Genomic DNA, 14,956 nt, shown 5'->3' with positions numbered 1-14,956 from the left:
CGTTCGCCCTGAGCCTGTCGAAGGGCTTTACTTGTTTGAAGTAAGAACAGGGCTTCGACAAGCTCAGCCCGAACGGGGCGTTTTTTACCCCGCCAACCCTTCGGCCTTTTCCGCCAATTCCAGCCAGCGCATTTCCGCCGCCTCTTTCTCCGCCTTCGCCTTGTCGATCGCGCCGGTCAGCGCGGCGAATTTCTTCGGGTCGCGGGTGTAGAGCGCGGGGTCGGCAAGCGCCTCTTCATCGCGGGCGATGGCTGCTTCCAGTTCCTCGACTCGCTTGGGCAGCAGTTCCAGGTCGCGCTGGTCCTTATAGGTCAGCTTGGCGGAGACGGGCTTAGGTGGCGCGGGCGCGGCGGCGGCCTTTTTCTCGGCCTTGGCGGCCTTGCGCGGATCGCGCTTGGCGATCCAGTCGGCATAGCCGCCGACGATCACATCCACGACGCCGGTGCCGTCCAGCCCCAGCGTGACCGTCACCGTCCGGTCGAGAAAGTCGCGGTCATGGCTGACGATCAGCACCGTGCCGTCATAATCGGCGATCACTTCCTGCAACAGATCGAGCGTTTCGAGATCGAGATCGTTGGTCGGTTCGTCCAGCACCAGCAGGTTCGATTCGCGGGCAAATTCGCGCGCGAACAACAGGCGCGAGCGTTCGCCGCCGGAGAGGGTCGCGACCTTCGCTTCGGCAAGGCTGGGATCGAACAGAAAGTCCTTGAGATAGCCGTGGACATGCTTTCGCACCCCGCGCACGTCGATCCAGTCGCCGCCCTCGGCCAGCACGTCGCGCACCGTCTTGTCGCCCTGCATCAGGCTGCGCTGCTGGTCGATGAAGATCATGTCGAGCGTTTGGGCCAGCGTCACGCTGCCGCTGTCGGGCGCGAGTTCACCGGTCAGCAGCTTGAGCAGCGTCGATTTGCCCGCGCCATTGCCACCGACGATGCCGATCCGGTCGCCGCGCTGGATGCGCAGGGTGAAGTCGTCGATGATGACCCTTTCATCACTTCCGTTCGTGTCGAGCGAAGTCGAGACACCTTCGCGCTGCCGCTTCTCGACTTCGCTCGAAGCGAACGGAGATTTAGGAAAGCGCTTCGTGACATGCTCGGCCTTTATGACGCTCTTGGTCTTGCTGTCGTCGCTGGCCACGGCGATCTTCGCGGTCCCCTGCGGCCCCTGCATCGCGGCGCGGGTTTCGCGCATTTCCCACAGCTTGGCGAGCCGCCCCTGGTTGCGCTTGCGCCGTGCGGTCACGCCGCGTTCGAGCCAATGCGCCTCGATCTTCAGCTTGGCGTCCAGCTTTTCGGCCGCGCGCGCCTCTTCGGCATAGACCGCTTCCATCCATTGTTCGAAGCCGCCGAAGCCGATTTCGCTGCGGCGCATGACGCCCCGGTCGAGCCAAAGCGTCTGCCGAGTAAGCCGGGTCAGGAAGGCGCGGTCATGGCTGATGACGACGAACGCGCCATTATAGCGCGCCAGCCAGTTTTCCAGCCAATCGATCGCGGCGATGTCCAGATGGTTGGTCGGCTCGTCCAGCAGCAGCAGGTCCGGCTCGCTTGCCAGCGCGCGGGCAATCGCCGCACGGCGCCGTTCGCCGCCGCTTGCCGTCTTCGCTTCGCGCGACAGGTCGATGCCGAGTTGGTCGGCGATCGCCTCCACCTCATGCGGGGCAGGCGCAAACTCGCCCGCCAGCGCGAAATCATGCAGCGTGGCGAAAGGCGTGACGTCTGGGTCTTGCTCCAGCATGATGACCCGCGCGCCCGGCTGCACCGATCGCGTTCCACGGTCCGGCTCGATCAGGCCCGCGACCAGTTTCAACAGGGTCGTCTTGCCCGCGCCGTTGCGCCCGATCAGCGCCAGCCGGTCGCGCTGACCGACATGAATGTCGATCCCCTCGAACAACCAGTGGGAGCCTTGGGAGAGGCCAAGATTTTCGTAGGAAAGAAGAGGTGCTGCCATGGCGGTGCAGCTAGGCGTTAGCGCGCCGGGGGGCAAGGGCGAAGGAACCGGAAGCTGTCCCACGGCTTTCAACGCATGTCAGCGTCCATTCATCGCAGCCGATACAAAAGACCGGCATCCCCACAGGAGAGTTACCCTTCATGAAATCCGCCCTTGTTCTTCTGGCCCTGGCCAGTGCCGCCCTGCCCGCCATCGCGGCTGCCCAGACCAATGTGACCATCGCCGAAACCGCGCCGGTCGTGACGCTGAACGTCACCGAAAGCGTGGAAGCATCGCCCGACATCGCGACCGTCGGCACCGGCGTCCAGACCCGCGCGCCGACCGCGCAGGCCGCGATGCAGGACAATGCCGCCAAGACGGAGAAGCTGATCGCGGCGCTGGCCCGTGCGGGCATCGCCAAGAAGGATATCCAGACCAGCGGCATCAACCTGAACGCGCAATATGACTATAACCAGCGCGACGGCGAGCCGACCGGCCCGCGCTTCCTGGGCTATGAGGCGTCCAATACGCTGACCGTCAAGCTGCGCGACGTGAAGAAGGTCGGCTCGCTGCTCGATGCGATGGTCGCGGCGGGCGCGACCAACGTCAACGGCTCCAGTTTCGCAATCGATGATCCCGCACCGATGCTGGCGCAGGCCCGTGGACAGGCGTTGAAGAGCGCCAAGGCGCAGGCCGATTTCTACGCCCAGGCAGCCGGTTTCCGCACCGCGCGGCTGATTTCGATCAGCGAAAGCAACAGCGGTGGCCAGCCGCCCATGCCAATGCTGCAAAGCGCCCGTTTCAAGGCGGATTCGGTCGCCACGACTCCGGTCGAACCCGGCCAGGTCAGCGCTTCGGTGACGCTGACCGTGCAATATGCGCTGGATAAGTAAGTCCTTTTCGTCCCCGTCATGCCTGCATCCGCAGGCGTGACGGGGACGGCGCGAAACAATCCCCATCATTCACCACCTGTTCAATGCCCTGCGCCTATGCCATGCCCATGCTTATGAAGTGGAAAATCCGGCCAGCCTCCATGATGATCGGGATCGGCACGGCGCTCGCGCTGGTGGCGACGATGCCCGTCGCTGATGCAGGCGGTCGCCGCGACGAACAGGACGCCGCCCGACGTGCGATGCTGGACGGGCATGTCATGCCCTTTTCCATGATCAAGCGGCGGGTGGATGCCCAGATGGGCGGGGCCACCTATGTCGGCAGCGAATTCAACCCCGGTGCCAACCGCTATCGCCTGAAATATGTGAAGGACGGCAAGGTGGTATGGGTTGATGCCGACGGCCGGACAGGCGATATCATCGGCTGGGCGCGCTGACCGCGCTCGCTTTATAAAAGAAACGGAAAGCCCATGCGTCTGCTGATCGTCGAGGATGAACCGAATCTGGGCCAGCAGCTCAGGAACACGCTGGAGGGCGCAGGCTATGCCATCGACCTCGCCACCGATGGCGAGGACGGCCATTTCCTCGGCTCCACCGAAAATTACGATGCGGTCGTGCTGGACCTTGGCCTGCCCACGATCGACGGGCTGACCGTGCTGGACCGCTGGCGCAAGGAAGGCCGCGCCTTTCCGGTGCTGGTGCTGACCGCGCGCGATAGCTGGTCGGACAAGGTGGCGGGCCTCGACGCAGGCGCGGACGACTATCTCGCCAAGCCGTTCCAGAGCGAGGAACTGATTGCCCGGCTGCGCGCGCTGATCCGCCGCGCATCGGGCAATGCGTCGAGCGAACTGACCGCAGGCGACGTGCGCCTCGACACGCGGTCGGGCAAGGTGACGCTGGCCGGCGATCCGGTGAAGCTGACCGCGCAGGAATATAAATTGCTGTCCTATTTGCTGCACCATAAGGGCAAGGTGGTCAGCCGCACCGAATTGATCGAACATATTTACGACCAGGATTTCGACCGCGATTCCAACACGATCGAAGTGTTCGTGACGCGCATCCGCAAGAAGCTGGGTGCCGATGTGATCACCACCATTCGCGGCTTGGGCTACAGCCTAGACGAGCCGGGGCGCTGATCTCTTTGCAACCGTTCGTGCTGAGTAGGGATTGAGCTTGTCGAAATCCCGTATCGAAGCATTCTGCACGAACCCTTCGATACGCCGCTTCGACAAGCTCAGCGACTACTCAGGGCGAACGGGCAATTTGTGAATAGCACGGTCGACCAATCCCCCGTCCGCTCCACCGGGTCCATCAGCCGCCGGATGATGGGCATTGCCGCGCTGTGGATCAGCCTGTTGCTGATCGGCGGCGGGGTGGCGCTGGACCGGGTGTTGAGCGACGCGATCACGCGCAATTTCGACGATGGCATGAATTATGTGCTGACGGCGATGATCGCGGCGGCCGAGATCGGGCCGGAAGGCGAGGTGTTGTTCAACCGCGAACTGGCCGATCAGCGCTTTCTGGAGCCCAATAGCGGGCTTTATTATCAGGTCAGCGCCAAGGGGCATGAGGATTGGCGCTCGCGCTCGCTGTGGGACCGCGCGCTCAAGGTACCCGACGAACATCGCGACCGGCACCTGCATGTCTATGACAGCAAGCAATTCCCCGGCGAGGATCTGCGCATCATGGAGCGGACCGTGGTGCTCCCCGGTTCCGACAGCCGCTGGCTGTTCATGGTCGGGCAGGCGCGGTCCGGGCTGGACGCGCAGATCAAGACGCTGCGCGCCACGCTGTTCCAGAGTTTCGCGCTGCTGGCGCTGGGGCTGTTCGTGCTGGCGACGTTGCAGACCTTTTACGGGCTGCGGCCGCTGCGCAAGGTGCGACAGGAAATCGTGCGGATGCGCGACGGGCAGAAAAGCCGCCTGACCGAGCCGATGCCTGCCGAAGTGCTGCCGATGGTCGAGGAATTGAACGCCCTGCTCGCTCATAATGAGCGGCAGGCGGAGGAGGCGCGCACCCATGCGGGCAACCTCGCCCATGCGCTCAAAACGCCGCTAACCGTCATCATGAACGCCGCGACCGCGCAGTCGCCCGACCTTGGCGAAGCGGTCATCCGCGAGGCGACGACGATGCGGCGGCAAGTCGACCATCACCTCGCCCGCGCCCGCGCAGTCGGACGGCGCGGCGCGGCGCAGAGCCGGGCGGAGGTGTGGGCGAGCCTGACCGCCGTCGAGCGCGCGGTGCAGCGCCTCTATCCGCAGGCGCGCGTCGACATGGATGGCGACAAGGGCGCGGCGGTGCGCGTCGAGCGGCAGGATCTGGACGAAATGCTCGGCAACCTCATCGAAAATGCCGCGAAATATGGCGGCGGCTCCGTGTTCGCGACGGTGAAGCGCGCGGGCGACATGGTCGAGATCTTGGTGGAGGATGACGGCATGGGCATTCCGTTGGAAGAGCGCGTCCGCATCTTCGATCGCGGCGTGCGGCTCGATTCGGGCAAGCCCGGCACCGGCCTTGGCCTCGCCATCGTGCGCGATGTCGCGGAAATCTATGGCGGATCGGTGCTATTGGAGGAAAGCGAGGATCTGGGCGGACTGCTCGCGCGTTTGCGCTTGCCTGCGGCCTGATCTTTCCCTTGCCATCACGGGTCGCAGTTGCGAAACAATAGCAACACCCCCGCTCCCATAGGACCGATCATGCGGCGATATCTCTATTTCATCGCTGGTTGGGCGTCGCTGGGCCTCGGCACGATCGGGGCGTTCCTCCCGTTGCTGCCCACTGTCCCGTTCATGATACTGGCCGCTTTCTGCTTTGCCCGGTCCAGCCCGACGCTGGAGGCCAAGCTGCTCGACCACAAGCATTTCGGCGCGCATATCCGCCGCTGGCGCTACGGCGGAGCGATCAGTCGGCGGGGCAAGAAGGCGGCGCTGGGTGCCTTTGCCTTCAGCATCGTTCTGGCGCTGATCTTCTCGCCCTTTCCCTGGTTCCTGATCCCGATCGCCGCCGCGCTGATCGGCGGGACGGGGATATGGACCCGGCCTGAGGCCTGAACGGCTCAGCAGCGGCATTTCGCTTTGGCGGCGCGTTTGGGGGCGGTGGTGGCGAATTCGGCGGGGGTCAGTTTGGCGTCGCCATCCTTATCCGCCGCGCCGAAGCGGTCCGATGTCGCCACCGCCCATTCCTCGAAGGACAGTAGGTTGTCGCCATTTTGGTCGAGCGCCTTGAACGCCTTGGTCCGGCTGCCCAGCATCTCGATCCGGGTAATCGCCCCATCGCGATTGCGGTCGTAGCGGGCGAAGCGTCGCTCTTCGCGGCTTTGCGGGCTGGCCTCGGCGGGCATGGGCGGCGCGGTGCCCACGGCATCGGGATCGCCCTCCGGCAAGCTCTCCATAGCGGGCGGCGGTGGCGCGGCCATGGCCAGTTGCGGCACCGGATCGCTGCTCGCTTGGCCCGACCACCAGAACAGGCCGCCCGCAACCAGCAGCAACGCCGCCATGCCCCCTGCCAGCAATCGCCCCATATGCCCGCTCCCTCGCTCCTGCGAAGTGCAGCCTATCGCGTCTGCCTATCGCCCGACAAGCGCGATCCGCAGCAACCGCCAGGCGAGCGAACGCGGCATGCCGGTGGGCGCGCGCCGCCCGGCCAGCACATCCTGATGCACCAGCGTGGCCAATATCCGCACCGGTTTCCATGCGCGCGGCCAGCGCGCGCCGTCCATCCGTGGCGCGATTTCCCGCGCCAGCGCCAGCGCGGCGTCGGCCAGCGCCGCGTCGCCGACATGGCCCGCCATGTCCCACAAGGCCCAGACCTGCCCCGCCGCGTCCAGCCAGTCCGGCGCGTCAGCGACATCGGTCAGCGCGCGAAACAATCCGCCGCCCCGACCGACGGCATAGGCGCGCAGGCCTTCCACGTCGATCTCCGGTTCGGCCACCAAAATTTCCCAACCGTCGATCATCGCGACCAGCCCCGGCGCGGCCATCGCGCCCGTGGCGCGCAGCGCATCGACCACAGGCTCGCCCCGCCCCTTGCGCGCGTCGGCGTCATCGATGACGTCATTCCACCAGGCGAGCCGCATTTGCCCGATCGCGGGTTCGCTGGTCGTGCGCGCGACATGGGCGAGCCGCGCGTCGAACGCCCAAAGCGCGCGGTGCCGGTCCGCCCCCGGCCCGGCATGCGCAGCCAGCACATCGACCAGCGGCGGCAGTTCCTGCGCCAGGCCGCTCATCGGTGCGCACAGCCGCAGAGCAGGCGGGATTGGCGAGTTATCGGTCCTTTAACCATCTTCCTCATACACATTCTAACGAGTGCGCCTGCATAGGCGAAAATAATCTGTCCGGCCCGAAATGGGGGGCGACGGGCACGACATGGGTGATGGCGGACAAATGGGCAAGAAGATCGAACATCCGGTAGGGTTCCTTCGCCGCCTGGCGAAGAGCCAAGCGGGCAATACCATGGCCATCGTCGCCGCCGCGATCATCCCCCTCGCCGCCCTGATCGGTGGCGGTCTGGACATGAGCCGCGCTTATATGGCCCGGTCGCGCCTGCAACAGGCGTGCGACGCAGCGGCGCTCGCGGGACGCCGGGCGATGACGACGTCATCGATGACCACGGAGAATATCGCGGAAGCAAGAAAGTTCTTCGATTTCAACTTTCCGCAAGGCACGGCGGAAACCAACAGTTTCACGCCCGTGATCCAGAGCAAGCCGGGCGAAACCACCACGGTTCAGGTGATGGCATCGACCAGCATCCCGACTACGGTGATGAAGATCTTCACATTCACGACGCTGCCCCTGAACGTGACGTGCGAAGCGCGGTTCGACATCGGCAATACCGACGTCATGCTGGTGCTCGATACCACGGGGTCGATGGCACAGGCGATCAGCGACGGCAATGGCGGCAGCACCACGCGCATCGCGGCGCTGCGTCAGGCGGTCAAGGATTTCTACGATACGCTGGGCGCAGGATCGAATGCGACCGGGCGTATCCGCTATGGATTCGTTCCCTATAGTTCGACGGTCAATGTCGGCTATCAATTGCCCCCGACGGCCTTGCTAGGCGGCGTTGCTGGTGAAACAGCCGACTATCAAACGCGCCGTCTGGTCACCACCTATATCCCCTCCAGCACGACAGGTTCATGGGTATATACGTCAGGCACGCTTTCGGCATGGGCCAACCAGAGTTCGACATCGGGTGGATCATCCGCCGCCTGCGTCGCACCCGCCAATACCGTCACGACGGTGACGAACAATCCGACCACATCGACCAGCACCGGCAACAACGGCGCGATCACCACAACCACCAGCACGACCCGCGTGAGGAACGGCAGGGAATATAGCGCGACCTATACCCCTGCCACATCGGGCTATTGGGCGGGGCCGTGGTATGCACGATATTGGGTTGCGGGCACGTCAAGCAGTTGCGTCATCAAGGTCCGCACATACACCAATTATACCGAGACAAAGACCGACACCGATACGCAAACACCGCAATATAGCTGGCAATATGGCAAGTTCCCGGTTGATGTGACCAATTACATCAAGGGGAATGCGGTTGCCAATCCAACCTATCACGCGAGCCTGCCAGGCGACGTGAACGGCACAACTGTCGCGTCCACCACAAGCTGGCTGGGGTGTATCGAGGAACGGAAGACGGACAGCAGTATCACGGCGACCAGTTCGATCACATCGATCCCGGCGACCGCCTTTGATCTTCAGATCGATACGCCCGCCACCGATGCCGACACCAAATGGCGTCCACATTGGCCACAGGTGATGTTCACGCCGCAAGGACGCTGGCTTAATGACGACCGGCAAGATGCCTATAATAGTGATTGGTATCGCGCTTCCAGCGGCGGTTGGGACGCCCGCCCCCGCCAATCGCGCCGCCTTACCTCCTATGCCAGCCGCACCGCCATCCCTACAGGCCAGACGAGCAGTTTCAATGCCTATGTCGATGGCCTGATCGCGATCGGTGGCACCTATCATGACATCGGCATGATCTGGGGTGCGCGTTTTCTGTCGCCCACGGGTATCTTTGCAGCAGACAATAGTAATGCGCCCAACGGCTTCAATATCTCACGTCACATCGTTTTCATGACCGATGGCGACATGAGTGCCTATGACCAAGTATATGGTGCCTATGGCTATCAAAAGCTGGACGGTCGCGTTGCCGCGACGTCTGCGGACAATACGTCGCTGACCGCTGTTCACAATCGCCGTCTCGAAATGCTGTGCAATGCGGTCAAGGGCAGAGGGATCACCGTCTGGGTCATCGGGTTCCGCAACCAGTCCGAAGGCAATATCCAGGCACCGCTCCAAGGCTGCGCGTCCAGTTCCAATCATTGGATGATGGCCTATACCCAGGCGCAGCTAACCCAGAAGTTCAAGGACATCGCCAAGAATATCGGCGGTTTGCGGGTGTCGAAATGATGCGGGTAGGGATCACCCGTCTGGCGCGGCTGCGCCGCGACACGCGGGGCGTGACGCTGGTGGAATTCGGCCTGATCGCAGCGCCGCTGTGCCTGACGATCATGGCGATCGCGGATCTGGGCTATCAATCCTATCTGCGGTCGGTGACGCGCGGGGCGCTGGAACAGGCATCGCGATCCGCGTCGGTCGGGACTTTGAACAGTGCGCAGATCGACGCCTATATCGCGGCGCAGATGGCGACGATCAACGCCAAGAACGGCACGACGTCGGTGGTGAAGAAGAGCTATTATAATTTCTCGCGCGTGGGCAAGCCGGAGAAGATCACTACCGACACCGCCCCGCTAGGCAGTTACAATAGCGGCGACTGTTATGAAGACGCCAATGGCAACGGCTCCTACGACATGGCGTTGGGGTCGGACGGCCTGGGTGGCGCAGACGACATCGTCTATTATGAAGTCACCGTGTCGATGCCGCGCATCTTCCCCATGGCCAAGATGCTGGGATGGAGCGCCACGCAATCGACGAAAGCCACTACCATCGTCCGCAACCAGCCCTGGGCCAATCAGGCCAAGCCAGCGATCAAATGCGTATGACCCGAAAGCTGTTCACCCTGCCCCATCGACCACGCCGCCTGCGCGAGGATGATCGCGGGGTCGCGATGATCGAATTTGCCTTCTCGCTGCCGGTGCTGCTGATTTTGTGCATGGCCGGGTTGGAGACGGCGAACCTGGCGCTGGCGCATATGCGCCTCAGCCAGATCGCGATGCTGGTTGCCGACAATGCCGCGCGCGTGCGCACCTCCATCGATGAGGCCGACGTCAATGAAATCATGGTGGGAGCCGAACTGACGTCGGACAAGCTGGGATTGCAGCAACATGGCCGGATCATATTATCCAGCCTGGAACCCAATGGATTGACCGGCCCGAATGAAGGCCAGACCATAAGGTGGCAGCGCTGCTGGGGGGCGGGCGCCTTCCCGTCGAGCTATGGCGTGGCGGGCGATGGCGCGACCGACGCGAGCCTGAAGGATGGCATGGGGCCAGGCCCCACGGCCGCGACCAAGATCACGTCTGGCACCGGGACCGCGGTCATGTTCGTGGAAGTCGCCTACACCTACCAACCACTGGTGACCAACGACCTGTTTGGCCCGAAGGTGATCCGCTATACCAGCGCGTTCAATGTGCGGGAACGCACCGACCAGGCGATCAAAAATGCCGGCAATCTGGCGGCGTCCGCCACGGCCCGCTGCACCTGATGAAAAAAAGGGCGGCCCGCAAGCCGCCCTTTCCTTATTACTTGTAGCAGACCTTCTTCGCTGCCTCGACCACGCGGGCCGCGTCGATGAGGGCGGCCTTTTCCAGGTTCGCGGCATAGGGGAGCGGCACGTCTTCGTTGGTGACGCGCAGTACCGGGGCGTCGAGATCGTCGAAGCCCTTTTCCATGACGACGGCGGCGATTTCCGACGCGATCGAGCAGGTCGGCCAGCCTTCTTCGACCACGACGATGCGGTTGGTCTTTTTGAGGCTTTCCAGCACGGTCGCGGTGTCGAGCGGACGCAGCGTGCGCAGGTCGATGACCTCCGCGTCGATGCCCTCTGCGGCCAGCGTTTCGGCTGCATCGAGCGCGAGGCCGACGCCGATCGAATAGCTGACTAGCGTCACATCCTTGCCCGGCCGCATGATCCGCGCCTTGCCGATCGGCAGGACATAGTCATCGACCTTGGGCACGTCGAAGCTGCGGCCGTAGAGCAGTTCGTTCTCCAGGAACACGACCGGGTCGGTCGAACGAATCGCCGCCTTGAGCAAGCCCTTGGCGTCAGCCGCGTCGTAGGGCGCGATGACGATCAGGCCGGGGACCGCGGCATACCAGGGTGCATAATTCTGGCTATGCTGCGCGCCAACGCGGCTGGCCGCGCCGTTGGGACCACGGAACACTATCGGGCAGCGCATCTGGCCGCCGGACATGTAATTGGTCTTGGCCGCCGAGTTGATGATGTGGTCGATCGCCTGCATGGCGAAGTTGAACGTCATGAACTCGACGATCGGACGCAGGCCGCCCATAGCCGCGCCCGTGCCGATGCCGGCAAAGCCATATTCGGTGATCGGCGTGTCGATGACGCGCTTCCCGCCAAATTCGTCCAGCAGACCTTGGGTTACTTTATAGGCACCCTGATATTCCGCCACTTCCTCGCCGATCACGAACACGCGCTCGTCGGCGCGCATTTCTTCGGCCATGGCGTCGCGCAGGGCTTCACGGACCGTCGTTTTGACGAACTCGGTGCCTTCGGGCAGATCCGGGTCGGCGACGGTCGCCTTGGCTTCCGACGCCAGCTTGGCGGTGCCGCTTTCGGCCTTTTTGGGCGCTTCGGCTTCGGCCTTTGCGGGCGCTGCCGCCTTGGGTGCGGGTGCTTCGTCCTCGCCCTCTTCACCGGCCATCGTCGCGATAACGGTGCCGACCTTCACGCCTTCGGACCCTTCGGCGATCATGATCTTGCCGATCTTGCCTTCATCGACGGCTTCGAATTCCATCGTCGCCTTGTCGGTTTCGATCTCGGCCAGAATGTCGCCGGACTTCACTTCGTCGCCTTCCTTCACCAGCCACTTGGCCAGCGTGCCCTCTTCCATCGTCGGCGAGAGCGCCGGCATCTTGATTTCGATACCCATTAATATTGCTCCACCAGCACGTCGGTATAGAGTTCGGCCATGTCCGGCTCAGGCGAAGATTCGGCGAAATCGGCCGCTTCGCTGACGATCTTGCGGATGTCCTGGTCGATTTTCTTGAGTTCGTCCTCGCCCACGCCATGTTCGGCGAGATAGACCTTGGCGCCCTCAATCGGGTCGGACTTGTCGCGCATCGCCTGCACTTCCTCGCGCGACCGATATTTGGCCGGATCGGACATGGAGTGGCCGCGATAGCGGTAGGTTTTCATTTCCAGCAGGATCGGGCCATTGCCGCCCTGCACCCACTTCAACGCTTCCTCGGTCGCGCCGCGCACGGCCAGCACGTCCATGCCGTTGACCTGGATGCCGGGGATGCGGAAACTTTCGCCCCGGCGATAGAGCTGGTCTTCGGCCGAAGAACGGTTGACGCTGGTGCCCATGGCGTATTGATTATTCTCGATAACGAAAATGATCGGCAGCTTCCACAGTTCGGCCATGTTGAAGGATTCATAGACTTGGCCCTGGTTGGCCGCGCCATCCCCGAAATAGGCGACGCACACGCCGCCATCGCCATTATATTTGTGCGCAAAGCCCAGGCCCGCGCCGAGCGACACCTGTGCGCCGACGATGCCATGACCGCCGAAAAATTTATGTTCGACGCTGAACATATGCATCGAACCGCCCTTGCCGCGCGAAATGCCCGCGCCGCGACCGGTCAGTTCGGCCATGATGACGTTGGGATCGATGCCATAGGCCAACATGTGGCCATGGTCGCGATAGCCGGTGATAACGCTGTCCTTGCCGGGCACGAGTGCCGACTGGATGCCGACCGCAACCGCTTCCTGGCCGATATAGAGGTGACAGAAGCCGCCGATGAGGCCGAGGCCATATAGCTGGCCCGCTTTCTCTTCGAAGCGGCGGATGAGGACCATCTGCCGGTAGAATTCCAGCAATTCTTCCTTGCTGGCCTTGTAATCGGTCGGAGTGTCGGGGCGAGGCCGGTTATGGTCCGCGCCGACCGGGCTTTTCGCCTCGGCCTCTGCGCGGGTCGGGCGCGGCGTCGTTGGTTTCGCCAAGGCTCTTATCCTCTTGCGTGGGGTAGGATGGAAGGAAGCCCGATATAGCGGCAGAGTTGCATATATTGCAACGGCGGACCCGACGGAATCCGGGCCAAAGCTATCATCTTGGGCTAATATTGGTCGTGGCGAAGGCTCAGTTGAGCGGCACGATCACTTCATCATGGTGGATAACACCAAGCTGGCGGCGGATCAGTTCGTCCGACAGATCGGGATCGACGCGGCGCGGGTTGAGCAGGTCGACCCGGTTGCGCAAGTCGGCGCGCGCTTGCTGCACGCGCTTAAGTTCGGCCTTGGCCGCGCCGAGCTGCCGCGAATAATCGCCCCAGGCGAGGATGCCGTTCGATCCCACGACGACATAGCCCGCGAAGGACAGCAGCAGAAGCAGCGCGATCGCAGGGCCAAGGGCCGAGAATAAAAGGAGACGTAGCTTCGCGATGTGCGCCATCGCCCACAAGAATCACAAGAAAAGGTCGGCCGCAAGCGAATTTTGTCGAACTTGCGGCCAACCGAAGGAAAGCCGATCAGCGGAAGATGGAGCGTCCGGCATAGACGGCGACATCGCCCAGTTCTTCCTCGATGCGGATGAGCTGGTTATACTTCGCAAGCCGGTCCGACCGCGCGAGCGAGCCGGTCTTGATCTGGCCGCAATTGGTGGCGACGGCGAGGTCAGCGATGGTCGCGTCCTCGGTCTCGCCCGACCGGTGCGACATGACGGCGGTATAGCGCGCGCGGTGCGCCATATCGACCGCGGCCAAGGTTTCGGTGAGCGTGCCGATCTGGTTGACCTTCACCAGCAGCGAATTGGCCAGGCCCATGTCGATGCCCATCGACAGGCGCTTGGGGTTGGTTACGAACAGGTCGTCGCCGACCAGCTGCACCGAACCGCCGATCTTGTCGGTCAGCGCCTTCCAGCCTTCGAAATCATCCTCGCTCATGCCATCCTCGATCGACTTGATCGGATAGTCGGCACACAGGGCGGCGAGATAGTCGGCCATTTCAACGGGGCTGAGCGACAGACCTTCGCCCGAAATCTCGTACTTGCCGTTCTTGAAGAATTCCGTCGCGGCGCAATCGAGCGCCAGCATGACGTCGTCGCCGGGCTTGTAGCCAGCCTTTTCGACCGACAGCATGATGAAATCGAGCGCATCGCGGGTCGAGGCGATGTTGGGCGCGAAGCCGCCTTCATCACCGACCGACGTCGCCAGCCCCTTGTCGTGCAGGCCCTTCTTCAACGTGTGGAAGATTTCCGACCCGATCCGCACGGCATCGGCGATGCTTTCAGCACCGACCGGCATGATCATGAATTCCTGAAAGTCGATCGGGTTGTCGGCATGTTCGCCGCCGTTGATGATGTTCATCATTGGCACTGGCAGCACATGCGCCGACACGCCGCCGACATAGCGGTAGAGCGGCAGGCCGCGCGCATCGGCAGCGGCCTTCGCCACCGCCAGGCTGACGCCCAATATCGCGTTGGCGCCCAGGTTCGACTTATTGTCGGTGCCATCGAGCGCGATCATCGCCGCATCGACTTCGCCCTGATCTTCGGCATCGAAGCCGATCAGTTCGCCTGCAATCTCGTCATTGACGGTATCGACCGCTTTCAACACGCCTTTGCCCATATAGCGGCTCTTGTCGCCGTCGCGCTTTTCCACCGCTTCATAAGCGCCGGTCGACGCGCCCGACGGCACCGCCGCGCGGCCGAAGCTGCCATCCTCCAGCATGACGTCGACTTCGACGGTGGGGTTGCCACGGCTGTCGAAAATCTGGCGGGCGTGAATGTCGAGAATGGCGGTCATGATCGCTCCCTGCACTGACAATGGGCGGGCAACCCTGATGGCGGCCCCTCCCCTGTTTTTCCGCGCTCCGCTTAGCCAGCAGCCCGGCTATTGGCAATGCAGGGCTTGCACGCATCGGAAAAATGCCGATGGTCGAAAATGTGACGGCAACGGAACTGCATGCCGCTGCGGAGCATT

Annotated in this window: 15 protein-coding genes; 8 read left to right on the top strand and 7 right to left on the bottom strand. The window is 63.1% G+C overall.

Features of this window, described 5'->3' with window-relative positions:
- Positions 1–84: 84 nt before the first annotated feature.
- Positions 85–1,947: an ABC-F family ATP-binding cassette domain-containing protein gene (locus tag SxD43FB_RS09850; RefSeq protein WP_096062017.1), complete on the bottom strand. Its 1,863-nt coding sequence runs from the start codon at positions 1,945–1,947 to the stop codon at positions 85–87.
- A 140-nt stretch (positions 1,948–2,087) separates the two neighbouring features.
- Here SxD43FB_RS09850 and SxD43FB_RS09845 point away from each other — a divergent pair, with 140 nt between their 5' ends.
- From SxD43FB_RS09845 to SxD43FB_RS09825, 5 genes are all read left to right on the top strand, one after another.
- Positions 2,088–2,819 (top strand): SIMPL domain-containing protein, encoded by a 732-nt coding sequence (locus SxD43FB_RS09845; RefSeq protein ID WP_096062016.1) that lies wholly within the window; start codon positions 2,088–2,090, stop codon positions 2,817–2,819.
- An 83-nt stretch (positions 2,820–2,902) separates the two neighbouring features.
- A complete protein-coding gene (locus tag SxD43FB_RS09840) occupies positions 2,903–3,253 on the top strand; it encodes a hypothetical protein (RefSeq protein ID WP_096062015.1) in 351 nt (116 codons plus the stop codon).
- Between the two features lie 33 nt (positions 3,254–3,286).
- Positions 3,287–3,952, top strand: coding sequence for a response regulator transcription factor (locus tag SxD43FB_RS09835; protein WP_037473392.1), 666 nt, complete (start codon positions 3,287–3,289; stop codon positions 3,950–3,952).
- Between the two features lie 186 nt (positions 3,953–4,138).
- Entirely contained in the window at positions 4,139–5,443 is a 1,305-nt protein-coding gene (locus SxD43FB_RS09830) for a HAMP domain-containing sensor histidine kinase (RefSeq protein WP_096062014.1), read from the top strand.
- Positions 5,444–5,512: 69 nt separating this feature from the next.
- Complete coding sequence (locus tag SxD43FB_RS09825) at positions 5,513–5,866, top strand: YbaN family protein (protein WP_096062013.1); 354 nt, start codon at positions 5,513–5,515, stop codon at positions 5,864–5,866.
- Between the two features lie 5 nt (positions 5,867–5,871).
- Here the strand turns inward: SxD43FB_RS09825 and SxD43FB_RS09820 are convergent, their stop codons facing one another.
- Together SxD43FB_RS09820 and SxD43FB_RS09815 are read right to left on the bottom strand one after the other, a co-directional pair.
- Positions 5,872–6,336, bottom strand: coding sequence for a hypothetical protein (locus tag SxD43FB_RS09820; RefSeq protein ID WP_096062012.1), 465 nt, complete (start codon positions 6,334–6,336; stop codon positions 5,872–5,874).
- Between the two features lie 45 nt (positions 6,337–6,381).
- Entirely contained in the window at positions 6,382–7,041 is a 660-nt protein-coding gene (locus SxD43FB_RS09815) for a squalene/phytoene synthase family protein (protein WP_096062011.1), read from the bottom strand.
- Between the two features lie 139 nt (positions 7,042–7,180).
- On the opposite strand from SxD43FB_RS09815, the gene SxD43FB_RS09810 reads away from it, so the two are divergent.
- The 3 genes from SxD43FB_RS09810 to SxD43FB_RS09800 are packed head-to-tail and all read left to right on the top strand — an operon-like array spanning position 7,181 to position 10,499.
- The gene (locus tag SxD43FB_RS09810) at positions 7,181–9,244 is read left to right on the top strand and encodes a pilus assembly protein (RefSeq protein WP_255245656.1); all 2,064 of its coding nucleotides are present in this window, start codon (positions 7,181–7,183) and stop codon (positions 9,242–9,244) included.
- Positions 9,241–9,837 (top strand): TadE/TadG family type IV pilus assembly protein, encoded by a 597-nt coding sequence (locus SxD43FB_RS09805; RefSeq protein WP_096062009.1) that lies wholly within the window; start codon positions 9,241–9,243, stop codon positions 9,835–9,837. Before SxD43FB_RS09810 ends, SxD43FB_RS09805 begins: the two co-directional genes overlap by 4 nt.
- On the top strand, positions 9,834–10,499 hold the full coding sequence (locus tag SxD43FB_RS09800; RefSeq protein ID WP_096062008.1) for a TadE/TadG family type IV pilus assembly protein: 666 nt from the start codon (positions 9,834–9,836) through the stop codon (positions 10,497–10,499). Before SxD43FB_RS09805 ends, SxD43FB_RS09800 begins: the two co-directional genes overlap by 4 nt.
- 37 nt (positions 10,500–10,536) lie before the next feature.
- Here SxD43FB_RS09800 and SxD43FB_RS09795 read toward each other — a convergent pair whose 3' ends face one another.
- The 4 genes from SxD43FB_RS09795 to eno form a co-directional block, all read right to left on the bottom strand.
- Positions 10,537–11,907 carry a pyruvate dehydrogenase complex E1 component subunit beta gene (locus SxD43FB_RS09795; protein WP_096062007.1) on the bottom strand — a complete coding sequence of 457 codons (1,371 nt, stop codon included), beginning with the start codon at positions 11,905–11,907 and terminating at the stop codon, positions 10,537–10,539.
- On the bottom strand, positions 11,907–12,980 hold the full coding sequence (gene pdhA / locus SxD43FB_RS09790; RefSeq protein ID WP_037473379.1) for a pyruvate dehydrogenase (acetyl-transferring) E1 component subunit alpha: 1,074 nt from the start codon (positions 12,978–12,980) through the stop codon (positions 11,907–11,909). Before pdhA ends, SxD43FB_RS09795 begins: the two co-directional genes overlap by 1 nt.
- A 136-nt stretch (positions 12,981–13,116) precedes the next feature.
- Positions 13,117–13,428: a septum formation initiator family protein gene (locus tag SxD43FB_RS09785; protein WP_037473378.1), complete on the bottom strand. Its 312-nt coding sequence runs from the start codon at positions 13,426–13,428 to the stop codon at positions 13,117–13,119.
- A 76-nt stretch (positions 13,429–13,504) separates the two neighbouring features.
- The gene (gene eno, locus SxD43FB_RS09780; RefSeq protein WP_037473376.1) at positions 13,505–14,779 is read right to left on the bottom strand and encodes a phosphopyruvate hydratase; all 1,275 of its coding nucleotides are present in this window, start codon (positions 14,777–14,779) and stop codon (positions 13,505–13,507) included.
- Positions 14,780–14,956 lie beyond the last annotated feature (177 nt).

The sequence above is a fragment of the Sphingobium sp. D43FB genome, from assembly GCF_002312805.1.
In the GTDB taxonomy this organism is placed as follows: domain Bacteria; phylum Pseudomonadota; class Alphaproteobacteria; order Sphingomonadales; family Sphingomonadaceae; genus Sphingobium.
This window is presented reverse-complemented; position numbering and strand designations above follow the sequence as displayed.